Genomic DNA, 24,515 nt, shown 5'->3' with positions numbered 1-24,515 from the left:
CTCGCTACTGGAAGTTGCAGAGCGTGCGGAGGTCTTGCCCAGCCTCGGTGAGTGCAGCCAATTGGCCGTTGAGCGCCGCGAGGTAGGCGGGCACCCCCAGAATCGAACCTGGTTGTTCGATGTCTTGAAATCCCGTGAATCCGTCTGTGATCCGCCCGATCGCCGCGGAGACTTCTGAGTTCGTGATGGTCTCTTGCGTCAGCTCAAACGATCCAGACACAGACTGCGTGAGGAAACCAAACGATGGCATTTCGCCGCGCAGGAGATCTTTGCCAGCCTCTTCCAGGCCGGCCTTCACTGATTCCTCCGCCATTACCACCAGACGATCCACTTCGTCGCGAGAGAGCCCGCAAGCCTCACTCACCGACTGCTCGGGGGCCATGGTTGGTGCCTTATAGGGTGCCGCCTCCTGTGCGGCTGGCTCGGCGGCACAGGCCGACACCGACGCGACGAGGGACACCGCAGAGATCGCGAGGGCGAGCCGCGCCACGTTCATTCCCTTGACCATATGGTGATCCTAACGAGCGAAAGATGGCGTTCGCTGAGTGCCCGATGCCACGCGAAGGTGGGTGTGCAGGCGGTAGGGTGCCGCTATGGGCACGCCACAATCCACCCCTGAAGTTCCACCACCCAGTGCCGAACTCGGCGGCATTCGCGCAACCATCCGACAGCTAGTGTGGCCGGGTGGGTGTGCCTGGCACGCCACACAGACTCACGAATCGCTCAGTCCGTTTCTCGTTGAGGAAACCGCGGAGCTGATTGACGCAATCGATCGTCAGCTCCCGCCGAGCGAAATAGCAGGTGAGCTGGGCGACGTGCTCTACCAGGTGTTGTTTCACGCAGCCATCGCCGAGCGAGACGGTGAGGGATACGACTTCGACTCGGTTGCGCAGGCGCTGAACGAGAAGCTCATCGCGAGGCACCCCCACGTGTTTGGTGATCGAGGATACATGTCGGTTGAGGAACTGAACGCCGAGTGGGAGCGCCTGAAGGAGGACGCCGTGGGGGAGCGGCGCGGTTCGCGTGGTGCGCTCGACGGCATCCCCCGTGACATGCCGACGCTGGCCCGCGCCGCGAAGGTGGTGGAGCGGCTGAAGCGCGCTCGATTGTTCGACCCCGGCAGTGCGGTCGCGATCCACACCCCTGCGATGACGGTAGAAGGCTCTGAACCGACGCGAACTGCCGATTCGGTGGATCGCGACGACTCGGGCATGGAGATCGGCGACGCGCTGCTTGCGCTGGTCGTTCGGGCGAACGCGGAGGGGATTGACCCCGACCGTGCGCTGCGGCTCGCGACCGCGCGGCTTGTCGACCGGCACGTGGGAGAATAGGGAACCATGGCCACACAGGTAAACCCGCCCCGCGGGATGCGCGATTTTCTGCCCGCAGATAAGGCGCGGAGGGAGCACGCGCTCGGCGTGATTCGCGGGGTCTATCGCGCCCACGGATTCGACGAGATCGAGACTCCCGTCGTGGAGGACTGGGCGCGCCTACACGCGGGGCTCGGTGGCGACAACGAGAAGCTGTCGTTCTCCATCCTCAAGCGGGGCATCACGTCTGACGCGCTCGCCGCAGCGGCATCGATGGGCACCCCGGATGATCTCGCGGACCTCGGCTTGCGTTTTGACCTCACCGTGCCGCTCACACGCTTCTACGCAAGTCATCGAGCCGAGTTGCCACCAGTTTTTCGTGCCATTCAGATCGCGCCGGTGTGGCGTGCTGAACGGCCGCAGAAGGGGCGATACCGGCAGTTCGTGCAGGCCGACATCGACATCATTGGCGAACCGGGCATGCTGGCCGAGGTCGAACTCATCACGGCCACCTCGCAGGCTCTCTCGGCGCTCGGTCTTGAGGGGTGCGTGATTCGAGTGAATGACCGACGCATTCTGTTTGGTCTGCTCGACTACTGCGGCTTTGCCGCTTCGCTGCATGACCGGGCACTCATCAGTATCGACAAGCTCGACAAGATCGGTACCTCAGGGGTCATCGACGAGCTGACTGAACTTGACGCGACCGGTGCGGCGGCACTGGGTACCGTGCTCTCGCGGGTCGAACCGCTGCTTGCTGGCGACGGTATTGCGTTGACCCGCGAGTCGATTTCATCCGCGTTGCCCGAGGGGGCCGCGCAGGCAGGGGTCGACAATCTGGCCGCGATCGGCGATGCGCTCGTGGGGGCGCTGCCCGTAGGGGTCGAGATTCGCTTCGACCCGACGCTCGTGCGAGGGATGGGGTACTACACGGGCACGATTTTCGAGGTCGCGCACCCTGGGTCGGGGAGTTCCGTCGGTGGCGGAGGTCGCTACGACGGAATGGTGGGTCGCTTCCTCGGTCAGGACGTTCCCGCGGTCGGGTTCTCCATTGGGTTTGAACGAGTCGTCGACCTGATTGAGCTGCCCGAGCACGAGGGGCCCGAGTCGGTTGCGCTCGTCTTCGACGCTGATGCCAATCCGGCCGACCTGTCCGCGTTGAAGCGTCAGCTCATCAGCGAGGGGCATCGGGTGCGGCTGGAGCGTCGACAGAAGAACATGAAGGCGCTGCTCGACCGGCTCTCAGGTGAGGGCTTCACGCGCTTCGCCAACGTCCGGGCGGGCGAGCGTGAACGTGATTCGTTGGAGCTACGCGAGCTTGGGCGCGGTTAGACTTACTCCCGGCGCGCACGCGCCACTGGCTTTGATACACAACGCAACAGCAGCTCAACATGCAAGGAGTGCACGGTGGCATTTATCGACGCGGTAATCGCTCGCGAGATTCTCGATTCGCGCGGCAACCCGACTGTGGAGGTCGAAGTTGGCCTGACCGATGGCTCAGTGGGCCGCGCGGCAGTGCCATCGGGCGCCTCAACCGGAGCCTTCGAAGCGTACGAACTACGTGATGGCGACCCAGCCCGCTACCTGGGTAAGGGCGTCACCCAGGCCGTCGATGCCGTGTTCGACGAGCTCGGCCCGGCGATCGAGGAGCTTGCCGCCGACGATCAGCGGCTGATCGATCAGGCGCTGATGGAGATCGATGGCACCGAGAACAAGCAGCGTGTTGGCGCAAACGCGATTCTCGGCGTCAGTCTTGCCGTGGCGCATGCCGCAGCTGATTCGGCCGATCTGCCGCTGTACCGCTACCTCGGTGGCCCGACCGCACACACCCTGCCCGTGCCGCTCATGAACATCATCAATGGTGGCGCACACGCCGACACCGGTGTCGACATTCAGGAGTTCATGGCGGTGCCCCTGGGGGCAGACACGTTCTCGGAGGGCCTGCGCTGGGGTGTAGAGGTGTACCACTCGCTCAAGGCGCTACTGAAAGAAAAGGGATACGCGACCGCACTCGGTGACGAGGGTGGATTCGCGCCCGACCTGCCACACAACTCCGCAGCCCTCGACCTCATCGTCGAGGCAATCGAACGCGCCGGCTACGTGCCCGGCCGCGACATCGCACTTGCGCTGGATGTGGCGTCGACTGAGTTCTTTGAGGGAGGCACCTATCGCTTCGAGGGTCAAGAGCGCAGCGCCACCGACATGATCGCGTACTACGCAGATCTCATCGAGCGGTACCCCCTCGTGTCGATTGAGGATCCGCTTGCAGAAGACGACTGGGAAGGCTGGCGCCAGCTCACCGCTGAACTCGGGGATCGGGTTCAGCTGGTCGGAGACGACCTGTTCGTGACGAACCCGGCCCGACTGGCCGACGGCATCGCACAGGGCTGCGGAAACTCACTCCTGGTGAAGGTCAACCAGATTGGCACGCTCACCGAGACGCTCGACGCCGTGAAGCTCGCGCAGCGGTCGGGGTACACGGCGATCCTGTCGCATCGCTCGGGCGAAACTGAAGACGTGACCATTGCCGACCTGGCGGTGGCGACCGATTGCGGTCAGATCAAGACCGGGGCTCCCGCGCGCAGCGAGCGTGTGGCCAAGTACAACCAGCTGCTGCGCATCGAGGAAGAGCTTGGTTCCGCGGCACGCTACGCCGGTCGGGGTGCGTTCCCGCGCTTCACCGCGAAGTAACTGGCGGCGGGCCGGTTCACGAAAGCGGCACACAGGATGGTGTGGCGAATATTCGATGAAGTGGGGGACTGGGTTGCCAGTCTCCGCTTCAGCGGGTTCACGATATTGATCGTCGCGTTGATCGCGGTCGGTGCCATTATTGTGAGCCCGACGCTGTCCACCTATGTGCAGCAACAGCGAGAACTTGCCGAGTTGCGCGAGAGCGTCAGACTCAGCCGTGATGCTGTGGCTGAGGCAGATGCCGAGCGTTTGAAATGGCAAGATCCAGCGTATGTGCGCTCGCAGGCGCGAGGGCGCTTGTTCTACGTCATGCCGGGTGAAACTCAACTGAACGTCATCGACGACGTTGTGATTCCCGCGGACTCGGTCGAGGAGACGAGCGAGAAGCTCACACGCATCGAGCGCAACTGGGTGAGTTCGCTTGTCTCCTCGACGCTCATCGCGGGTACGACGAGCGCGAGTCCCGCGGACTTGCCCGGCGCACAGGCGGACCCGGTAGCTCCGGCCGTCACTATTGCACCCGCCGCAGAGAACCCCGCACCACTACCAACCGAAGAGGAGAGTGTCGAGTGAGTCGGCCACCATACACCGAGCCCACAGAGACCGACATTGCCGCGGTGAGCGAGCAGCTCGGCCGCGAGGCGCGCGGGGTTGTGGGAATCGCGGCCCGGACTGCTGACGGAAGCCCCACGGTGGTCGCGACCGCTCCGCGGCTCCAAGACGGCAGTCCGTTCCCCACGTTCTACTACCTGTGCCACCCCGAAGCGGTCGCAGCGGCCTCTCGGCTTGAGGCGGTCGGGGTCATGAACGAGTTCAATGACCTGCTTGCCGAGGACGAGGCCATTCGCGCTCAGTACGCGCGCGCCCACGAGCAATACATTGAGGATCGCAACAGCGTCGGGGAGGTGCCGGAACTCGCGGGGGTGAGCGCGGGCGGGATGCCGAATCGAGTGAAGTGCTTGCACGCGCTGATCGGACACGCTCTCGCGGCAGGACCAGGGGTGAATCCGATCGGTGACCTCGCGCTCGAACGGTGCGGCTGGTCGCCTTCCGCAGAACCTGCGGTCACTGCCTAGGCAGATGTCAAAATCACGCGAATGGTGCAGGCTTGCCGCAGCTTCGGTCGGGACCTCGCGGCAATCGTATTAAGATGTGTGAGTCGGGTGAATGTCGCCCGAATTTTTCTGTGCCCGAAGGCAGTCGGGCACTGATCCTCTGCATCGCGCTCTAGGGAGACAGCTTCGTGGCGAAGAAGATTTTGATCGTTGGTGGCGGATACGCCGGGTTCTACACGGCGTGGAAGCTGGAGAAGTTGTTGCGTGCGGGTGAGGCCGAGGTGACGATTGTGGATCCGCTGCCGTACATGGCGTATCTGCCGTTCCTGCCCGAGGTGGCTTCGGGTTCGATCGAGCCGCGGCACGCGGTCGTCGCGCGGCGTCGGCACCTTGCCAGCACGCACAACATTGCCGGCAAGGTCACTGCGATCTCGCACGCGGCGAAGACCGCGACGGTGACCCCCGAGGTGGGGGAGCCGTTCGAGTTCGCCTATGACCACATCGTGGTCACGACAGGGTCGGTCTCTCGCACCTTCCCGATTCCCGGGGTTGCCGATCAGGCGATCGGGATGAAGACGATTGAAGAAGCGGTGGCTGTGCGCGATCGCATGGTGGGCAACTTCGAGCGTGCAGCGTCACTGCCCAAGGGTTCCGCGGAGCGCGATCGCCTCCTCACCGTCACCGTTGTCGGCGGCGGGTTCGCCGGAATCGAGACGATCAGCGAGCTGCGGTCATTCGCCACGTCGCTGTTGCGCCGGTACCCCGAGATCACGTTTGACGAGACGAAGTTCCACCTCGTCGAGGCCATGGGGCGCATCATGCCCGAGGTGTCGCTCGAAACGTCGGAATGGGTGATCAAGGATCAGACCCGTCGCGGGGTGAACATTCACCTCGACACGCAGCTCTCGAGCGCTCTGGACGGAAAGATCGAGCTCTCCACCGGCGAGTCGTTTGAGAGCGATTTGATCGTGTGGACGGCTGGTGTCATGCCCCGTCCGTTCTTGCGGGGAACCGATCTGCCGATCGGGCCGCGCGGTCACGTGGTGGCGAGCCCGAACCTGAAGATCACGACCGAAGACGGCGCTGAGCTTGCGGGTGCGTGGACCGCGGGCGACACGTCGCAGGTGCCGGATACGTCGGCGACGCCGGGCCCTGGCGGGTTCTGTGTTCCGAACGCGCAGCACGCGGTGCGTCAGGGCAAGCTCCTCGCGAAGAACATTGTCGCGGATCTCCGTGGTGAGGGTGTGCGTGAGTACAGCCATAAGAACGCGGGTGCGGTCGCGGGCCTGGGTATCAACACGGGCGTCTTCCAGTCAGGGAACTTCGCGATGAAGGGCTACTTTGCGTGGCTCGCGCACCGCTTCTATCACGGTCTTGCGATTCCGTCGTGGGAGCGGAAGTGGCGGGTGTTTGGTGGCTGGGCCTCGCACTTCTTCCTGGGTCGCGACGTGGTGAATATCGAAGCGGTGACCGAGCCGCGGGCGATCTTCGAGGAGTTCGCCTCCCGCCCGAAGGCGTAACCCGTTCTGCGTTAGCCCTGGGGCGCGTGGTTGCTCAAGAACTCGTACATCTCGGTGTCGTCGACACCAGGGAAGGTGCCTGTGGGGAGCGGCGAAAGCACGTGGGCGTGCATGCGGGCACTCGGCCACGCCTTGCCATCCCAGCGTTCGAGTAGCTGGCTATCTGGCGTGCGACAACACGTGGGGTCGGGGCAGGTCGACCTGGTGCGGGCAGTGGTGTCGCGCCCACGAAACCACTTCGCGTCGTTGAAGGCCACCCCACAGGCGATCGAGAATTGCCCCTGAGCGGTGTCGCCCGACTGCACGCTCGACCAAAAGGTACCGACCGGGGTATCCGTGTACTGATAGAACTCGCTCGTGCGATTGGTGCGGTCGAACGCGGTGCGGCCCGCCCAGTTGCGGCAGACGACCTGGCCCTCCACCGCTCCGGTATTGTCTTCGGGGAAGGGCGTGCCGTCGTTCTCATAGCCCCGCACGAGCACCCCCGCGGTATCGAGTCGATAGTGGTGCACCCTAAGTCCGAGATGCTTCGTGGCGAGGTTCGTGAAGCGGTGCGCGGCCGCCTCATGGGTGACCCCGAATGCGTCGCGGAGATCCTCGATTGCCAGATTTCGTTCACGCTTCGCGTCTTGGAGAAACGCCGCGGCGTGAGTCTCGGGCAGCAGGCAGGCAGCAGCAAAATAATTGATTTGCAGTCGCTGCTCGAGAAATTCGGCGTAACTTGACGGCCGGTCATGCCCAAGCACCCGGTGCCCCATTGCCTGAAGCGCGAGCGAACGCAGCCCATGGCCTCCTGGAATCGAGGCCGGCGGGAGATAAATTCGACCATTTTCGAGGTCGGTAATGCTGCGGGTATTCGAGGGAAGATCATCGGCAAAAATAAGTGTGAAACCGAGTCGTTCGGCGAGTACCGCAACCTCGCGGTGGGTGACCGCGCTCGTCGAGTGGCCAATGCTCGCCATCAGCTCCTCAGCCACACGCTCGATATCTGGCAAGTAGTTGTCACGCTCACGCATGTGGAGGCGGATCTTCGTGTTCGCACGCCGCGCCTCCTCGGGAGTCGCGGCTGCCGCGCGAGAACGACGGGCGAGTTCCCGATGCAGCCCAACAATTGACTCGAGCGCCTCATCACTCAAGGTTCGCGGTGCCCGCACGTGCGGGAGATTGAGCTGCAGGTACGCCGGTGTGGTCTGCGCTCGTTCGAGTTCGATCTCAAGGGCACTTCGGTGATCTGGCGCCTCCTCCCGGAGCAGGTCGGAGCTGTCGACCCCGAGTTCGCGCGCGATGCTTTGGAGGAGCGTCAGCCGCGGCTCGCGCCGCCCGTTCTCCACCAGGGAAAGCTGACTGCTTCCCACGCCGACCCGCTCGCCAAGCTGGTCAAGAGTGAGGCCCGCGTGAGTTCGAAAATGGCGGATCCGTTTTCCAATGATCAGCCGCTGGAATGCATCATTTCCGAGGTTCGGGGTCGACTCAGGTGCCATGTATTGACTATAAGTCAAAAAAGCCAATTCTTTACTCACTGAATTCACGGGGGAGACACCCGCAGTTCACCCAGAATGGAGGAACAGCAGTTTCTTATCAAGGAGAACGAACGTTATGGGCAGCGCCTCGACTCTCGAGATGAACGATTCGATCGCCGAAAAGGTGGCCGAAGGAGCAACCACTTCCAACCCAGAAGTGGTGCAGTGGGTGACTGAAGTCGCCACGCTGACGCAACCAGACGCGATCGTGTGGTGTGACGGTTCGCAGGACGAGTGGGATCGTCTCACCGCGGAGATGGTCGAAGCTGGATCCCTGATCCCGCTCAACAAGAACCTGCGACCGGGGAGCTACCTCGCGCGGTCTCACCCTGGCGATGTCGCTCGCGTGGAGGATCGCACCTTCATCTGCACCGAGAACGAGGCTGACGCCGGACCCACGAACAATTGGCGCACGCCGGCTGACATGAAGGCCGAGATCATGCCGCTATTCACTGGTTCGATGCGCGGCCGCACCCTCTACGTGGTTCCCTTCTCGATGGGCCCGGTGGGTGGCGCGATTACCCAGCTCGGCATTCAGATCACTGATTCGCCGTATGCCGTGCTGAACATGCGGATCATGACCCGCATGGGTCAGGCCGCCCTCGATGGAATCACGCCGGGCAGCCTGTGGGTGCGCACCGTTCATTCGGTTGGTGCCCCGCTGCTTGACGGCGCGGAAGACGTCGCTTGGCCCTGCAACGACACGAAGTACATTACGCACTTCCCCGAGACGCTTGAGGTGTGGTCGTACGGTTCGGGGTACGGCGGCAATGCACTGCTGTCGAAGAAGTGCTTCGCGTTGCGGATCGCAAGTGTGATGGGCAAGAACGAGGGGTGGCTCGCCGAGCACATGCTGCTCCTGAAGCTCACCAACAGCGACACCGGAAAGTCATACCACCTCTCCGCGGCGTTCCCGTCGGCGTGTGGCAAGACGAACCTCGCGATGCTGCAGCCCACGATACCCGGCTGGACGGTCGAGACGATCGGTGACGACATTGCCTGGCTGCGTCCCGGAGCTGACGGTCGTCTCTACGCGATCAATCCTGAGGCGGGATTCTTCGGCGTCGCACCGGGAACTGGTGAATCGACCAATCCGGTCGCGATGGAGACCCTCTGGGGAAACACCATCTACACCAACGTCGCGCTCACGGACGACGGCGATGTGTGGTGGGAGGGGAAGACCGACTCGGTGCCCGAGCACCTGATCGACTGGCGGGGCAACGAATGGACTCCAGAGTCCGGTCGGGTCGCCGCACACCCGAACTCTCGGTTCACCGTGCCAATCCAGCAGACCCCCACGCTCGCCGATGCCTGGTTCGAGCAAGACGGTGTGCCCATCGATCTCATTCTCTTCGGTGGTCGCCGCGCAACGAACGTACCGTTGGTGGCTCGTTCACTTTCGTGGGAGCATGGCGTCTTCGTGGGTGCGACGATTTCGTCCGAGAAGACCGCCGCTCAGGAGGGAACAGTTGGTGAACTCCGCAGGGATCCCTTCGCTATGCTGCCGTTCTGCGGCTACAACATGGCCGACTACTGGGGTCACTGGCTGAAGATGGGCGAGACGCTCGGCGAGAACGCCCCGAAGATCTTCCAGGTCAACTGGTTCCGTAAGGGCACCGACGGGCGCTACCTGTGGCCAGGCTTCGGTGACAACTCGCGCGTGATCGACTGGGCTATCCGGAGCCTTGAGGGAGAAGTCACCGGTCGCGAGACCGCAATCGGCCTGCTGCCCGCGGAGGGCGAGTTGAACCTTACCGGGATCGAAGAGGTGGCGGAAGATCTAGACGAGATCTTCGCGATCGATCGACAGTCGTGGCTTGATGAGTGCGCGCTGACCGAGGAGTTCTTCGAGCAGTTCGGCGACCGACTCCCGGAGCAGCTCCGCACCGAGCTCCACGCGCTGCGGGAGCGGCTCGGAGCCTAACCAACGCTCGCCATCGCGAGCCCACAGACTGTGGATCCTGGTATCTGCCCAGGTCAGGATCCACACCACGCCGTGAGCCCCGAGTTCTGCCCAACTCGGGGCTCACTTGTGCCCAGGGTAGCCGCAGTTGGTAGGCTCTGAGCTGGCCCGTGCGGTTCGAATGGCACTTCGGGGTGATTGCGACTGATCACCCCCCCCGGCACATTGCACTCGGGTGTTGCGTGAGGCCGAGTTTCCCCCTGTAGCCCAATTGGCAGAGGCAGACGACTTAAAATCGTCGCAGTCTGGGTTCGAGTCCCAGCAGGGGGACTCGCATGATCGAGTCAAACCTCACCGGGTAAGTTGTGAACGTGGCCTTTGCAAAACTCGTCCTCATTATCGTCATCCTGGTGGTCGTCGTGCTTGCGCTGTACCTTCGCGTGCGGCGCTTCCGCGCGCGCCGAGGTCGCCGCGACTAGCCGGTATTAGGCTGCAGGCATGACTGTTGATCTCGCGGCTCCCAGCTTGCGAGCGGTGGCATCGCGTCGCATGTGGACCCGTCCGGCGGAGTTTTGGCAGGGCCTCACCTCGGCAACAGCGCACCTGAGCGCCCCGGTTGTTGCGCTCAGCCTCGACGCGCTACATGCGAATGCGACAGACCTGACGCGGCGGGCCGGCGGTCTGCCGATCCGTATTGCTTCGAAGTCGATCCGGGTGCGGGGAGTGCTCGAGGCTGTACTCGCACTGCCGGGCTATCGCGGCGTGCTTGCCTACACGTTGCCAGAAGCACTCTGGCTCGCCGAGACTATCGACGATGTCGTGCTCGGCTATCCCACAGTGGATCGCGCGGCGATCGCCGCGCTCGGTACCGATGCCCGCGCTGCCAGCAGGGTGACGGTGATGATCGACAGCCTCGAACAGCTCGACCTCATCGATGCCGTCGCCCCCCATCACAAGCGAGCAGAGCTTCGCGTTTGCCTCGATTTTGATGCCTCGTGGGAGGCTCCTCTCCTCGGACACGTCGGGGTGCTGCGTTCTCCGGTGCGAACGGCGGTGGCACTGCGCGAACTCGCCGAACAGGTCGTGAGGCGACCTGGCTTCCGACTTGTGGGGATCATGTCATACGAGGCGCAGATTGCCGGGGTCGCAAACGCCCCGGCTGGTCGTCCACTCCTCGGCACCTTACTCCGTGAAGTGCAGCGTGCAAGTGGCACCGAGCTTCGGGAGCGACGAGCGCAGGCCGTCGCGGCCGTGAGTCAGATTTCCCCGCTTGAATTTGTGAATGCCGGTGGCACCGGCTCGCTTGAGCGCACGGCTGCCGAAGAAGTCGTCACAGAGGTCGCGGCCGGAAGTGGTCTTTTCGGCCCGCATCTCTTTGATCACTACCGCGAGTTCGCGCCTGCGCCCGCCGTGGCATTTGCACTCGACGTTGTGCGCAGGCCACGCGCAGATACCGTCACTCTTCTCGGGGGCGGGTGGATCGCATCCGGACCTCCTGGGGCCGACCGACTACCGCAGGTGGTGTGGCCACAGCACCTGCGGTTTGCACCGCGTGAGGGCGCGGGTGAGGTGCAGACCCCGGTGAGTGGAGCGGCCGCCCGTTCTTTGGCCATCGGCGATCGCGTGTGGTTGCGACACACCAAGTCAGGAGAACCCATGGAACATGTCGATGCGGTGGTGCCGGTGTGCGCTGGGGTCGGGGGCGATCCACTGGCGACTTATCGTGGCGAAGGGCGGTCATTTCTGTGAGCCGGTATTGGACCAATTGGGCGAGAAGCGAACGCTCGGAGCCCGCGCTCGTGGTCGCGCCGCGCAGCGTGGAACAGGTGCGACTCGCGGTGCTGCGCGCACTCGAGACCGGGCACACGATTAAACCCATTGGGGCCTCCCACAGCTTCAGCGGAATCGGCGCGACCGACGGCATCCGCCTCGATATGAGCCGCATGCGCGGGCTCGTTGATGTCGACCTTGAGCGCGGCCAGGTCACCCTGTGGGCGGGCACGCACCTGTGGGAGCTTCCCGCGATTCTGAATCCGCTCGGTCTCGCCCTCGAAAACATGGGCGATGTGGATCGGCAGACCATCACCGGGGCAACGCAGACCGGCACGCACGGCACAGGTTTGCGCTTCGGTGGAATTTCCACACGCATTGTGGGTGCGACGATCGTCACGGGAATCGGCGAGGTGCTTTCGGTGAGTGAAACGCAGCACGCGGAACTGCTTCCGGCCATTGCCCTTGGTCTGGGCGCGCTCGGGGTGGTGGTGACGGTGACCGTGCAGTGTGTGCCGCGCTTCCTGCTGCGCGCGGTTGAGGCACCGGTGCCGCTCGCTGAGGTGCTCGACGCGTTCGAAGAGCGAAACCGGGAGGTGGATCACTTCGAGTTCTACTGGTTTCCGCACACCGAAGGCACGCGCACGAAGACGAACCATCGGATGCCAGTAGAAGATGTTGCCAGGCCACTCACGTCAGTTGCTCGATTTGTCGATGAGGAGTTCGTGAACAACTTCGTGTTCGGCACCGTCGTCGCCGCCGAGCGACGAGTGCCGAGCGCAATCCCCACTTTGAATCGGACAATTCAGTCAATCTCGAGCCGTCGTGACTACAGCGACGAATCCCATCGAATCTTCACCACGCGCAGAAGAGTGCGGTTTCGTGAGATGGAGTATGCCCTTCCGCTCGCAGAAGTTCCCGCGGCGGTGCGCGAGCTACAGACCATGATTGAGCGGCAGAGATTCCGGGTGTCGTTTCCGATCGAGGTTCGATCCGCCGCCGACGACCTATGGATGTCGACGGCGCACGGCCGTGACAGCGGCTATGTGGCGATTCACCGCTACTGGAAAGAGCCGTTTCAGGAATATTTCCGCGCAGCTGAAGCCATTCTTGTTGCTCACGGCGGCCGACCGCACTGGGGCAAGATGCACACGCGAGATGCAGCTCAGCTTTGTGAGTGTTACCCGAGGTTTGAAGATTTCGCTCAGGTTCGCGATCGGCTCGATCCCGAACGGGTGTTCACGAATCCGACCCTAGATCGCACCCTCGGCACGTAGGGTCGGGACAGCCCGACACACAGCGAATTCGGGGAAGACACAGATAGGATTCCGACCATGAGTGGCTCACTGATCGCAATCCTTGTCGCCGTCGGAATCATTGTGATTCTGGGCATCTATGTTTGGGCAACGTATAACTCGCTGGTCACCCTGCGCGTTCGGGTCGACGAGGCGTGGAGTGACATCACGGTGCAGTTGAAGCGTCGTGCCGATCTGATCCCCACCCTCGTTGAGACGGTCAAGGGCTACGCGGCTCATGAGCGGGGCGTTTTCGAATCGGTCACCCAGGCTCGGGCCGAGACGATCTCGGCGCAGGGCCCGGCAGAGGCCTCGGTCGCAGAGGGTCACATGCAGCAGGCCTTGAAAAGCATCTTCGCAGTGGCAGAGGCCTACCCGCAGTTGCAAGCGAGCCAGAACTTTCTGCAGCTCCAGAGCGATCTCGTCGACACGGAGAACAAGATTCAGGCGGCTCGCCGATTCTTCAATGGCGGCGTGCGTGAGCTGAACACGAAGATTCAGATCTTTCCCAACAACATCTTTGCAAAGATGTTTGGCTTCACGGCGCGCGAGTTTTTCGAGGTCGAAGATGTCGCGGCAATTTCGGAACCGCCGCGTATCCAGTTCTAAGCGGAGGCCGCGGTGTATCGCGCAATTCGGCGCAATAAGATCAATAGCGTCCTCATCATTCTGCTTTTCCTCGTAATTATCGCCGGGCTCGGTCTTCTCGCGTCGCACATCTACAACTCGGCAGCAATCGTGATCTGGGTGGTGCTCTTCGCGGGCGGCTACGCGGCCTTCCAGTACTTCTCGGCGGGCAAGCAGGCGATCGCGATGAGCGGCGCTCGGCAGATCACCGAGGCAGATAACCCGAGGCTTTACCGCATAGTTGAGAACCTGGCTATCACCACGGGCACTCCGATGCCGGAGGTCTACCTGGTCACTGACCCGGCACCAAACGCCTTTGCGACGGGCAGAAATCCCGAGAACGCCATGGTTGCGGCGACCACCGGGCTGCTTGAGATCATGACCGATGCCGAGCTTGAAGGCGTCATGGCGCACGAACTCGGTCACGTGCGCAACTATGACATTCGTGTGTCGATGATCGTCTATGGGCTCGTTGTGGCGGTGGGCATGCTCGCAGACATGTTTGTTCGAATTGCCTTCTTTAGCCGCAACAACAGCAACCCGGTGGTCTTGATATTCGGGCTTGTCGCCATGGTCGTAGCGCCGATCGTCGCGAGCATGGTGCAGTTGGCAGTCTCCCGACAACGCGAGTACCTGGCTGATGCAACCGGCGCGCTCACCACGCGCAATCCCGAGGGACTCGCAAGTGCCCTACACAAGCTCTCTGAATACGGGCGACCGCTGCAAAAACAGAGCAGCAGCATGGCTCACCTGTGGATCGCGGACCCGCTGAAGCCCGGGCTCGCGCAGCGGCTGTTTGCGACCCACCCGCCGATTCCTGATCGAATCCGTCGACTGCTCGACATGGGTGGCAAGTTCTAGCATTCTCCCGCGCCAAGTAGTGCTCGGAACAGGCCGCGCGCATGCCCAACTCGGCACCGGAGCCGGGTAGGCTTGGTGCCGTACTGCGGCGGCTCGTTCCGCCGCTCACGTCTATCTTCGGAGCCGAATACCGTGAGTGACTTCCTGTCATCCCAGACCCGCACTGAAACCGACTCGCTTGGCAGTGTTGAGGTGCCCTCCGCCGCGTACTGGGGGGTGCACACCGCGAGAGCGCAAGAGAACTTCTCCATCGCTCGCCGCCCGATCTCGGTCTATCCAGACTTTGTGCGCGCGTTTGCGTGTGTCAAGCAGGCTGCGGCGCGGGCCAACCTCGAGATCGGCGCACTGGACGAACAGCGGGTCACCCTGATTGATCGCGCCTGCGAGGAAGTGAAGAGCGGCATGCTGCTCGATCAGTTCGTCGTTGGAGTCGTGCAGGGCGGTGCCGGCACCTCCACCAACATGAACGCGAACGAGGTCATCACCAACCGCGCGCTCGAGCTTGCCGGCCGTCAGAAGGGTGACTACTCGTTCATTAACCCGAACGATCACACGAACCACAGTCAGTCGACGAACGATACGTACCCCACCGCGATCAAGATCGCGCTTGCTTTTTCCCTCACGAGCTTGCTCGACGAACTTGCACTTCTGGCAGATTCGTTCGCCGCAAAGGGTCGTGAATTTGCCCACATCATCAAGGTTGGTCGCACCCAGCTGCAAGATGCCGTGCCGATGACACTGGGACAGGAGTTCAACGCGTTCGCGGTGACGCTGCGCGAGGACATCGATCGGCTCAGGGAAGCTGTCACCCTCCTGCTCGAGGTCAACATGGGCGCCACCGCAATTGGCACGGGAATCAACGCACCCCGTGGATACAAGGAAGCCGTCGTGCGCCACCTTCGAGACATCACGGGCCTCGAGCTTGTCAGCGCGGGCGACCTTGTCGAATCGACGAGCGACACGGGCGTGTTCATTACCTTCTCTGGTGCGCTCAAGCGCAGCGCACTGAAACTCTCGAAGATCTCGAACGACCTTCGGCTCCTCTCCTCCGGGCCGCAGGCCGGATTCGGTGAAATCAACCTTCCGGCGCGTCAGGCGGGCTCGTCGATCATGCCAGGCAAGGTCAACCCGGTGATCCCGGAAGCCGTCTCTCAGGTGGCCTACTCCGTTGCTGGTGCCGATGTCACCATTTCCATGGCGGTGGAGGCAGGTCAGCTGCAGCTCAATGCGTTCGAGCCGATCATCGCTCACTCGCTCTTCCAGTCCATCACCTGGCTTGAGCGCGCGTGCCAGACGCTCCGAGTCAACTGCGTCGACGGCATCACCGCGAATGAAGACCATCTGGCCGACACCGTCGCTCGCTCGGTCACGGTCATCACCGCCTTGGCACCCGTCATCGGGTACGCGGAAGCTTCGAAGCTCGCAAAGGAAGCTCTCGCCACGAACGCGAAGGTCGCCGAGCTCGTGATCTCACGCGGTCTTTTGAACGCCGAGCAGCTGGCCGAGATCCTGCAGCCAGCCCGCCTCGCGGGGCTCGAGCCTGCTCCAGAGACCGGACCCATCCCGCACATTGAAAGCGAACGCGGCGAGGTCTAACCGCGCACGCACGCAGTGCGAGGTCAGCGAGCCGATACCTTCAATGGTGACGGTCACCTCGGTGCCTGGCATGAGGTACAGTGGCGGCTTGCGCGAGCGGCCTGCACCACCCGGCGAACCCGTCGAGATGAGCGTGCCGGGCAACAGTGTCAACGACTGCGAGATCGCGGCGATGAGCTGGGGGATTGAGCGAATCATGAATTCGGTCGTGGAATCTTGCACCCGCAACCCGTCGACATCTGTGGTGAGGTGCAGCGCATGCGGATCTGGGATCTCATCTGAGGTCACCACGACCGGCCCAACAGGAGAAAAGCCGTCAAACGACTTGCACCGCGACCACTGCGGCTCGGAAAACTGGATGTTTCTGGCGGTGATGTCGTTCACGACGGTGTATCCGAACACGTAGTCGAGCGCATCCTCAACGCGAACGTTCTTCGCCGCTTTCCCGATAATGACCCCGAGTTCGCCCTCGTAGTCCACCTCTTCGCTTAAGTGGGTGGGGATCGGAACATCCTGCCCGTGACCATTCAGCGAATTGGGAAACAGGGAAAACAGCACGGGGCCGGAATCATTGTCGAGGTTGAGTTCGCTCGCGTGCTCGTCATAGTTCAGCCCTACGGCCAGCACGATGGGGGGATCCAGCACCGCGGATGCAAAGGACGCATCGCCGAGCGGCGAGGCAGCGGGAGACTCCGCGGCGCGCGCGCGCACTCGACTCCACGCCTCTGGACCTGCCTCGATCAACTCCTGCAGCGTCGAAAACGGCTCTTCCATATCTTTCATCGCGACGAAACGATCACCTGAAACGATGACGAGTTCCGGCTGACGACTCCCTGCCCGGGTCACATGCGCAAACTTCACGTCCTCAGGCTATTGCATTCGGATGAGAGCCACTTGGTGAACAGGCACTATGGATACCTCACATCGTGTGTGGTTGGCGACAATGGGAAGGACACTCCCGGGCAACTTTCCCTGACAGCGAACGTTCGCCCCGCGATGGTCGGAAACCGGACAGAATGGATGCATGAGTGATTCAGCCTTGACCAAGCCCGAAATCGAGTTTCCCAACGGGCCCGCGCCCACTGAACTGCAGATCATCGAAGTTGTCGAGGGGAACGGGGAAGAGGCGCTCGCCAGTTCAACCGTAGACGTGCACTACCTCGGTGTCGACTTTGAATCGGGCGAAGAATTTGACAGTTCATGGGGTCGTGGCGAATCGATCAATTTCCCCCTCCGTTCTCTGATCCAGGGGTGGCAGCTCGGCATCCCCGGCATGAAGGTGGGTGGCCGACGCAAGCTCATCGTGCCTCCCGCTCAGGCCTATGGTGCCACCGGTGGTCACCCGCTCGCGGGCAAGACCCTCATCTTCGTCATCGATCTGCTCGGTGTGAGTTAACGCAGACCTGTCTCGACGTGTGCCCGCTGCCTACTTGGTGGCGGGCATTCTGCGTTCCAGGGCGTGCACTGAGTGATACCGTCGAATCCTTGACCGGCGGAACTGGGAAACGGGAATTGAAGTGGCAGAGACTGAGCCCACGGCTGATATGCAGGCGGAGACCGCGCTGCCTGGGGATGCCCGAACGGGGCAACTGCGGCAGTCGGGAGGCGTGATTGACCGCTATTTCGAAATCACCGCCCGCGGCTCGACAATCGGGCGTGAGGTGCGCGGTGGCCTGGTCACATTTGTCGCGATGGCCTACATCGTCATCTTGAACCCCATCATCCTTTCTAGCGGTGTCGACATCAACGGAGATTCGTTGCCGTTCGCCGCGGTCAGCGCAGTCACTGCGTTGACCGCAGGGGTGATGACGATCCTCTTCGGTCTCGTCACTCGACTTCCGTTTGCGTTTGCGGCTGGCCTCGGTATTAACGCGTTTCTGGCTTTCTCGGTGGTGGGGCAGGTGACGTGGCCGGAGGCGATGGCGATCGTCGTGATCAACGGCCTGCTGATTGTGTTGCTCGCCGTCACCGGCCTGCGCCGGATGATCTTTGACGCGGTGCCCGTCGAGCTGAAGCTTGCGATCACCGTGGGTATCGGTTTGTTCATCGCATTCATCGGCTATGTTCTTCACGCCGCTCACGCAGATCGTTCCGACCGAGGTTGCGGCGGCGGCGCTCGTGATCGTCGGCGCGATGATGATGTCTCAGATCACTCACATCAAGCTCACCGATTTCACTGTGATGCTTCCCGTTTTTCTCACGATCACCGTCATGCCGATGACCTATTCGATCGCCAACGGCATTGGCGCGGGGTTTGTCTCGTGGGTGATCATCAACGCGCTGTCAGGCAAGTCACGCCACGTGCACTGGCTGCTGTGGGTGGTGGCGGCAGGTTTCGTCGTCTTCTTTGCTCGTGGGCCGATTGAGTCGCTGGTCGCAGGCTGAGCGCACAGGCTCTTGTATACATGGGTAGTCATTTAGTTTGACTAAAGCGACTTTTTGAATCACCATGTATACATGGGACGAGAATTGGCCGAGCGTGCGAGCGATCGCGCCTACCGCATGCTGCGGCAGGAGATCCTCGAACTGGCGCTCTCGCCTGGCGAGGTGATCGCCGAGGTTGAGACCTCAGCCCGGTTGGGGGTCTCCCGGACACCGCTGCGCGAAGCAGTCGGAAGGCTCCTGGCCGACGGACTGATCGTGCCGGAGGGGGCGCGCGGCGTGGCCGTCGCGCCGATTTCGCCGGAAGATGTCACCGCGCTGACTGAACTGCGTGAGGGTCTCGACACCCAAGCTGCCCGGCTCGCCGCACTCCGCGGCGATCCCGAGACCTTCACGCGGCTCGCTGACGAGTTCGCGGTGCTTGCCGCGTCTCTTCCCGGGCCCGATGGTGCGATGGCCGATCGGGAGGCCACCTATGGTCTCGCAGCGCGACTCGACCTGGCGATCGATGCGGCTGCCGCAAGCCCCGCGCTGGCCGCCTCGCTCGCCCAGGTACGGCTGCGGCTTGCCCGGGTACGTCGGCTGGCGCAGGATCGGCCCGCGCGCCTCGCCGAGTCGGCGAGCGAGCACCGTCAGATCGCCGAATCTATCTCGTGGCGCGATCCCGAGCTCGCAGCGAACGCGGTGCGTGTGCATCTGCATCGAAGCCTGGACCACGCACGGAAACGTCTCGCCGAACGGGAAGCCGAACTCTCGTCAGATCACACCACTCTCACCTCTGCAAAGGAATCAGCATGACCGAACTTCACCCCGTGCGCGTCTACCGCAGCGAAGAATCCCTGCCGCGAACCGAACAGCTGGCCTGGAAGATCGCGGAGGTGGCCACGGACCGCGCTCCGCTCGACCCTGAGGCGGTCGACATGGCGGTGAACCGGGTGATTGACAACGCATCGGTGGCAGCAGCATCGCTCACTCGATCTGCGCCCAGCGCAGCGCGCCAGCAAGCGCAGCAGCATCCCGCATCGACGGGTGGATCGGGATCCACTATTTTTGGCCTCGCAGCCAGCGACCGGCACTCGCCCGAGTGGGCAGCGTGGGCGAACGGTGTGGCGGTGCGCGAGCTCGACTACCACGACACGTTCCTGGCGGCCGAGTACTCGCACCCGGGCGACAACATTCCGGCGATCGTCGCCGTCGCCCAGCACCTGGCGGAGGCGCGGTCGCTGACCGGGCTTGACGTCGTGCGCGGAATTCTCACCGGATACGAGATTCAGGTCGACCTTGTGAAAGCGATCTGCCTGCACGAGCACAAGATCGACCACGTGGCCCACCTTGGGCCCTCGGCCGCGGCCGGCATCGGCACCCTGCTGGGCCTCGACACCGAGATCGTCTTCCAGGCGATCGGTCAGGCGCTGCACACCACGACGGCTACCCGGCAGTCACGCAAGGGCGAGATTTCGTCGTGGAAGGCCCACGCACCAGCGTTAGCCGGCAAGGTCGCGGTGGAGTCTGTCGACCGGGCGATGCGTGGAGAAACCAGCCCGACCCCAATCTATGAGGGAGAGGACGGCGTGATTGCCTGGCTGCTGGGCGGCAAGGATGCGCGATACGAGGTGCCGCTCCCGGTGAAGGGTGAAGCGAAGCGCGCGATCCTCGATAGTTACACCAAGGAGCACTCGGCCGAGTATCAGGCACAGGCGTGGATTGACCTGGCGCGGAAGCTGCATCGCGAGTTCCCCGAGATCAGCGACCCGGCGAACGTCGACCGCATCGTGATTGAGACGAGCCACCACACCCACCACGTCATTGGCTCGGGTGCAAACGACCCGCAGAAGTACGATCCGACGGCGAGCCGCGAGACGCTCGATCACTCAATTCCTTACATCTTCACCGTCGCCCTGCAAGACGGCGAGTGGCATCACGAGCGCTCCTACGCTCCCGAGCGCGCGGCACGCCCCGACACCGTTGACCTGTGGCATAAGACCACCACCATTGAGGCCAGCGAATGGACGCGACGTTACCACTCGCTCGACATTGCCGAGAAGGCATTCGGTGGGGCAGTAGAGATTGTGCTCACCGACGGTCGCGTGATCCGCGATCAGATCGCAGTTGCCGACGCACACCCGCTCGGCGCCCGGCCCTTCGCACGCGAGCAGTATGTGCAGAAGTTCCGCATGCTCGCAGAAGAGGTGCTGGAGCAGTCAGAGATCGAGCGCTTCCTCGACCTCGCGCAGCGGCTCCCTGAACTCACCAGCGCTGAGTTGGGCGGTCTCACGATCCAGGCGCGCCCGGGGCTCCTTGACACCGTTCGATCCACTGTCGGAATCTTCTAGGGAGCCACACGTGCTGTATTCAACTCACACAGCCGAGGCCAAGCGGGCGCGGTTTCGCGAGGAGCTTGCGAGTGGGACGCTTTTGCGAGTGCCCGGTGCCTTCAATCCGCTTTCGGCGAAGCTCATCGAGCAGAAGGGTTTCGACGGTGTGTACATCTCAGGTGCCGTGCTCTCGGCCGATCTTGGGCTACCCGACATCGGCCTGACCACGCTGACGGAGGTCGCGGGAAGAGGCGCGCAGATCGCCCGCGTGACCGAGCTGCCGACGCTGATCGATGCCGACACGGGGTTTGGGGAACCGATGAACGCGGCCCGGACGGTGCAGGAGATGGAGAACGCCGGCATCTCGGGCCTCCACATTGAGGATCAGATCAACCCGAAGCGTTGCGGGCATCTCGACGGGAAAGAGGTCGTCAGTATCGATATCGCCGTCCGCCGCATTCGCGCGGCGGTGGAGGGGCGGCGGGATCCGAACTTCCTCATCATGGCGCGCACCGATGTGCGGGCGGTCGACGGGTTGGCCGCGGCGCAGGATCGCGCGAAGGCGCTCGTCGACGCGGGCGCAGACGCAATCTTTCCCGAAGCCATGCGGTCGCTCGAGGAGTTTGCGGCGATTCGTGCGGCGGTCGATGTACCGGTACTCGCGAACATGACGGAATTCGGCAAGAGCGATCTCTTCACCACCGATCAGCTCGGATCGGTGGGCATCAACCTGGTGATCTATCCCGTTTCGCTGCTGCGGATGGCGATGGGGGCCGCTGCGCGTGCGCTCGATACGATCACCGTGGAGGGGTCGCTCACCAGCCGACTCGACGAGATGCAGCACCGCGCTGATCTCTACGAGCTCATCGAGTATGAGAGCTATGCCGGCTTCGACGCGAACATCTTCACCTTCTCGGTCGAAAAATAGGGTTCAAGGAGGAACTGCAATGACTGAACATGCGACAGAAATCAGAAAAGGCCTCGCCGGGGTGGTCGTCGACGAAACGGCGATTTCGAAGGTGAACCCTGAGAGCAACTCGCTGCTGTACCGCGGGTACCCCGTGCAGGAGTTATCGGCCAAGTGCTCATTTGAGGAGGTCGCGTGGCTGCTCTGGCGCGGGGAACTGCCGAGCGCCGACGAGCTTTCCGCGTTCACAGCACGGGAACGTGCGATGCGCGCCCTCGATCCCGCGGTGAAGGCCACGATTGACCTGTTGCCGATTCAGGCGCACCCGATGGATCTCACGCGCAGTGCAGTTAGCGCGATCGGGTCGCTCGACCCTGGCGCAAACGCGGAAGGGCAGGAAGTGAACCTCGCGAAGGCTGAGCGGCTCTTTGCGCAACTCCCGGCCATCGTCGCGTACATTCAGCGCAGGCGTCGGGGGCTCGAACTGGTCGACCCTCGCGACGACCTCGACTACTCGGCTAATTTCCTGTGGATGACCTTCGGTGAGCTCCCGTCCGCCGCGGCGATCGATGTGTTTCGGGTCTCGATGGTGCTCTACGCGGAGCACTCCTTCAACGCGTCGACGTTCACCGCGCGCGTCATCACCTCCACCACGTCCGATCTCTACTCGGCGGTTACCGGGGCGATCGGTGCGCTCAAGGGCGCACTGCACGGGGGAGCGAACGAGGCCGTCATGCACATCTTCACCGAGATTGGCGCAGCCGAGAACGTGAAGTCGTGGCTCGACGAGGCGCTCGCTGCGAAGCGCAAGATCATGGGTTTCGGTCACCGGGTGTACCGTAGCGGTGACTCCCGGGTGCCAACCATGAAAGCTGCGCTTGACGTGCTGATCGCAGAGCGCGGCGCAACCGAGCTGATCGCCCTCTACGACGCACTCGAGGCCGATTTCGTCGCACGCAAGGGGATCTATCCCAACCTCGACTATCCATCGGGCCCGGCCTATCACTTGCTGGGCTTCGATACGGAGGTCTTCACGCCGCTCTTCGTGGCGAGCCGCGTCACCGGCTGGACCGCGCACATCATCGAGCAGCAAGGATCAAATGCGCTGATCCGCCCACTGTCTGCCTATAACGGGGTTGCCGAACGTCACCTCGGGTGACTGCTCTGACCGCGGAGCCATGCTGTGCGTCTGCAGGCACAGTATGGCCCCGTGGTATCCTGGGTATACATGCAGAACAGTACCGAAGCCTCCTAGTCCGCACCCTCGAGTTCTTTGTCGAGGGTTTTTTTGTGCCTCAGCGGTGCACACGGCTCCGGGCTACGCTGCTTCTGCATGCGGACATTGGATACGGAATCGGAGTGAAGTTACGTGAAAAAGCGTGTAGCAATCATCGGAGCAGGCCCGAGCGGAATGGCTCAGTTGCGGGCGTTCGAATCAGCCGAACGGAACGGCCACGACGTGCCAGAGATCGTCTGTTTTGAGAAGCAGTCTGACTGGGGCGGCCAATGGAACTACACGTGGATGACCGGCCTGGACCAGCACGGCGAGCCGGTGCACTCAAGTATGTACCGCAACCTTTGGTCTAACGGGCCGAAGGAAGTGCTGGAGTTCGCAGATTACACCTTCGATGAACACTTCGGCCGCGCGATTTCCTCATACCCGCCGCGCCCAGTGCTATGGGATTACATCTCCGGTCGCGTCGAAAAGACCGACGTGCGGAGGCTTGTGCGCTTCGAGACCGTCGTGCGACTCACATCGTTTGACGAGGATTCGGGCATGTTCACTGTCACCAGCGAACACCTGCCCAGCGGCGAAACCACCGTTGAGGAATTTGATCACGTGGTCGTTGCCAGCGGGCATTTTTCATTCCCCCGAATTCCTGAATTTGCCGGCATCGAGACCTTTCCGGGGATCGTCGGCCATGCGCACGATTTCCGTGGCGCGGAATCACTTGTCGGACAGGACGTGTTGCTGATTGGTGCGAGCTACTCAGCAGAAGACATTGGCTCGCAAATGCACAAGATGGGTGCCCGACAGGTCACCATGAGCTACCGGTCAGCACCCATGGGCTATGACTGGCCCGAGGGCATGGAAGAGAAGCCGCTGGTGGAGCGCTTCGACGGCAACACGGTGCATTTCATCGACGGCACGAGCCGAGTGGTTGCTGCGGTCATTTTGTGCACTGGTTATCAGCACAATTACCCATTCCTTGCAGATGATGCGGCACTCGATTCACCGAACAACGTGTATCCCGCGGGGCTCTACAAGGGCGTGGTGTGGAATGAGAATCCTGCACTGTTCTACCTGGGTGCTCAAGATCAGTGGTTCACCTTCAACATGTTCGATGCGCAGGCCTGGTTGGTGCGTGATTTCATCACAGGGGAGCGCGACATGCCCGCACGTTGGGCTCGCGATGCTGACATCGCCGAGTGGATGCAACGGTTTGAAGCGATTCAGACACCGGCTGATGAGATCCGTTTCCAGGCTGATTACGTGCGCGATCTCATTGAGGCAACCGATTACCCGATGTTCGATCTCGAGCGGGTTGTGGAAATCTTCCTCGCGTGGAAGGCAGATAAGAAGCGCGATATTCTTCGCTATCGAGACGAGGTCTACCGCTCGGTCCTGACGGGAACGCTGGCGGCCAAGCATCACACCCCGTGGCTTGCGGAACTCGATGACAGCGTCGAGCGCTACCTGTCGACTCCAGAGCCGGACGGTGAGAAAAGCAGCCTGAAGGCCGCCTGACATCACGAGACTGCAGA

General features: G+C 62.6%; 20 protein-coding genes, 1 tRNA gene and 2 pseudogenes. 20 read left to right on the top strand and 3 right to left on the bottom strand.

Annotated features, from left to right (window positions below; genetic code table 11):
* Window positions 1-4: 4 nt before the first annotated feature.
* Complete coding sequence (locus tag ACR0R4_RS03470) at window positions 5-508, bottom strand: hypothetical protein (RefSeq protein ID WP_433645946.1); 504 nt, start codon at window positions 506-508, stop codon at window positions 5-7.
* An 85-nt stretch (window positions 509-593) separates the two neighbouring features.
* Here ACR0R4_RS03470 and ACR0R4_RS03465 point away from each other — a divergent pair, with 85 nt between their 5' ends.
* The 6 genes from ACR0R4_RS03465 (at window position 594) to ACR0R4_RS03440 (ending at window position 6,573) form a co-directional block, all read left to right on the top strand.
* Window positions 594-1,331 (top strand): MazG nucleotide pyrophosphohydrolase domain-containing protein, encoded by a 738-nt coding sequence (locus ACR0R4_RS03465; protein ID WP_433645945.1) that lies wholly within the window; start codon window positions 594-596, stop codon window positions 1,329-1,331.
* Between the two features lie 6 nt (window positions 1,332-1,337).
* Window positions 1,338-2,639, top strand: a complete 1,302-nt coding sequence (gene hisS, locus ACR0R4_RS03460) for a histidine--tRNA ligase (protein ID WP_433645944.1) — start codon at window positions 1,338-1,340, stop codon at window positions 2,637-2,639.
* Window positions 2,640-2,714: 75 nt separating this feature from the next.
* Window positions 2,715-3,998 carry a phosphopyruvate hydratase gene (eno, locus tag ACR0R4_RS03455; RefSeq protein WP_433645943.1) on the top strand — a complete coding sequence of 428 codons (1,284 nt, stop codon included), beginning with the start codon at window positions 2,715-2,717 and terminating at the stop codon, window positions 3,996-3,998.
* A 60-nt stretch (window positions 3,999-4,058) separates the two neighbouring features.
* Window positions 4,059-4,571 (top strand): FtsB family cell division protein, encoded by a 513-nt coding sequence (locus ACR0R4_RS03450; RefSeq protein ID WP_433645942.1) that lies wholly within the window; start codon window positions 4,059-4,061, stop codon window positions 4,569-4,571.
* Window positions 4,568-5,074 (top strand): DUF501 domain-containing protein, encoded by a 507-nt coding sequence (locus ACR0R4_RS03445; RefSeq protein WP_433645941.1) that lies wholly within the window; start codon window positions 4,568-4,570, stop codon window positions 5,072-5,074. The genes ACR0R4_RS03450 and ACR0R4_RS03445 overlap by 4 nt, the downstream gene beginning before the upstream one ends.
* A gap of 167 nt (window positions 5,075-5,241) precedes the next feature.
* Entirely contained in the window at window positions 5,242-6,573 is a 1,332-nt protein-coding gene (locus ACR0R4_RS03440) for an NAD(P)/FAD-dependent oxidoreductase (RefSeq protein WP_433645940.1), read from the top strand.
* Window positions 6,574-6,584: 11 nt separating this feature from the next.
* Here ACR0R4_RS03440 and ACR0R4_RS03435 read toward each other — a convergent pair whose 3' ends face one another.
* Window positions 6,585-8,054 carry a helix-turn-helix domain-containing protein gene (locus ACR0R4_RS03435; RefSeq protein ID WP_433645939.1) on the bottom strand — a complete coding sequence of 490 codons (1,470 nt, stop codon included), beginning with the start codon at window positions 8,052-8,054 and terminating at the stop codon, window positions 6,585-6,587.
* Between the two features lie 139 nt (window positions 8,055-8,193).
* Here ACR0R4_RS03435 and ACR0R4_RS03430 point away from each other — a divergent pair, with 139 nt between their 5' ends.
* The 7 genes from ACR0R4_RS03430 (at window position 8,194) to ACR0R4_RS03400 (ending at window position 16,145) form a co-directional block, all read left to right on the top strand.
* Entirely contained in the window at window positions 8,194-10,017 is a 1,824-nt protein-coding gene (locus ACR0R4_RS03430; RefSeq protein ID WP_433645938.1) for a phosphoenolpyruvate carboxykinase (GTP), read from the top strand.
* 235 nt (window positions 10,018-10,252) lie between these two features.
* Window positions 10,253-10,326 (top strand) — tRNA-Leu (locus ACR0R4_RS03425).
* Between the two features lie 168 nt (window positions 10,327-10,494).
* Complete coding sequence (locus ACR0R4_RS03420; RefSeq protein WP_433645937.1) at window positions 10,495-11,745, top strand: alanine racemase; 1,251 nt, start codon at window positions 10,495-10,497, stop codon at window positions 11,743-11,745.
* On the top strand, window positions 11,742-13,043 hold the full coding sequence (locus ACR0R4_RS03415; protein ID WP_433645936.1) for a D-arabinono-1,4-lactone oxidase: 1,302 nt from the start codon (window positions 11,742-11,744) through the stop codon (window positions 13,041-13,043). Before ACR0R4_RS03420 ends, ACR0R4_RS03415 begins: the two co-directional genes overlap by 4 nt.
* Before the next feature lie 57 nt (window positions 13,044-13,100).
* Window positions 13,101-13,670, top strand: coding sequence for a LemA family protein (locus tag ACR0R4_RS03410; protein WP_433645935.1), 570 nt, complete (start codon window positions 13,101-13,103; stop codon window positions 13,668-13,670).
* A 12-nt stretch (window positions 13,671-13,682) separates the two neighbouring features.
* Window positions 13,683-14,549, top strand: a complete 867-nt coding sequence (locus ACR0R4_RS03405) for a M48 family metallopeptidase (RefSeq protein WP_433645934.1) — start codon at window positions 13,683-13,685, stop codon at window positions 14,547-14,549.
* A gap of 132 nt (window positions 14,550-14,681) precedes the next feature.
* Window positions 14,682-16,145, top strand: coding sequence for an aspartate ammonia-lyase (locus ACR0R4_RS03400; protein ID WP_433645933.1), 1,464 nt, complete (start codon window positions 14,682-14,684; stop codon window positions 16,143-16,145).
* A 12-nt stretch (window positions 16,146-16,157) separates the two neighbouring features.
* Here ACR0R4_RS03400 and ACR0R4_RS03395 read toward each other — a convergent pair.
* Window positions 16,158-17,006 (bottom strand): annotated as a pseudogene (locus ACR0R4_RS03395) (fumarylacetoacetate hydrolase family protein); the annotation flags it as partial.
* A 163-nt stretch (window positions 17,007-17,169) separates the two neighbouring features.
* On the opposite strand from ACR0R4_RS03395, the gene ACR0R4_RS03390 reads away from it, so the two are divergent.
* The 7 genes and pseudogenes from ACR0R4_RS03390 to ACR0R4_RS03360 all read left to right on the top strand — a co-directional run bounded on the left by ACR0R4_RS03390 (window position 17,170) and on the right by ACR0R4_RS03360 (window position 24,498).
* Window positions 17,170-17,541: an FKBP-type peptidyl-prolyl cis-trans isomerase gene (locus ACR0R4_RS03390; protein ID WP_433645932.1), complete on the top strand. Its 372-nt coding sequence runs from the start codon at window positions 17,170-17,172 to the stop codon at window positions 17,539-17,541.
* A 148-nt stretch (window positions 17,542-17,689) separates the two neighbouring features.
* Window positions 17,690-18,530: pseudogene (locus ACR0R4_RS03385) on the top strand (solute carrier family 23 protein).
* Window positions 18,531-18,602: 72 nt separating this feature from the next.
* Window positions 18,603-19,325, top strand: coding sequence for a GntR family transcriptional regulator (locus ACR0R4_RS03380; RefSeq protein ID WP_433645931.1), 723 nt, complete (start codon window positions 18,603-18,605; stop codon window positions 19,323-19,325).
* The gene (locus ACR0R4_RS03375; protein ID WP_433645930.1) at window positions 19,322-20,860 is read left to right on the top strand and encodes an MmgE/PrpD family protein; all 1,539 of its coding nucleotides are present in this window, start codon (window positions 19,322-19,324) and stop codon (window positions 20,858-20,860) included. The genes ACR0R4_RS03380 and ACR0R4_RS03375 overlap by 4 nt, the downstream gene beginning before the upstream one ends.
* A gap of 10 nt (window positions 20,861-20,870) precedes the next feature.
* Window positions 20,871-21,770, top strand: a complete 900-nt coding sequence (gene prpB, locus ACR0R4_RS03370) for a methylisocitrate lyase (protein WP_433645929.1) — start codon at window positions 20,871-20,873, stop codon at window positions 21,768-21,770.
* A 19-nt stretch (window positions 21,771-21,789) separates the two neighbouring features.
* Window positions 21,790-22,908 (top strand): bifunctional 2-methylcitrate synthase/citrate synthase, encoded by a 1,119-nt coding sequence (locus tag ACR0R4_RS03365; RefSeq protein ID WP_433645928.1) that lies wholly within the window; start codon window positions 21,790-21,792, stop codon window positions 22,906-22,908.
* A gap of 210 nt (window positions 22,909-23,118) precedes the next feature.
* A complete protein-coding gene (locus ACR0R4_RS03360) occupies window positions 23,119-24,498 on the top strand; it encodes a trimethylamine monooxygenase (protein WP_433645927.1) in 1,380 nt (459 codons plus the stop codon).
* The last annotated feature ends 17 nt before the right edge of the window (window positions 24,499-24,515 follow it).

This window comes from Leucobacter fengyongliangi (genome assembly GCF_050971685.1).
Taxonomy (GTDB): domain Bacteria; phylum Actinomycetota; class Actinomycetes; order Actinomycetales; family Microbacteriaceae; genus Leucobacter.
Note: the sequence above shows the minus strand (reverse complement) of the source record. Positions and strands in the feature narration are given on the sequence as shown.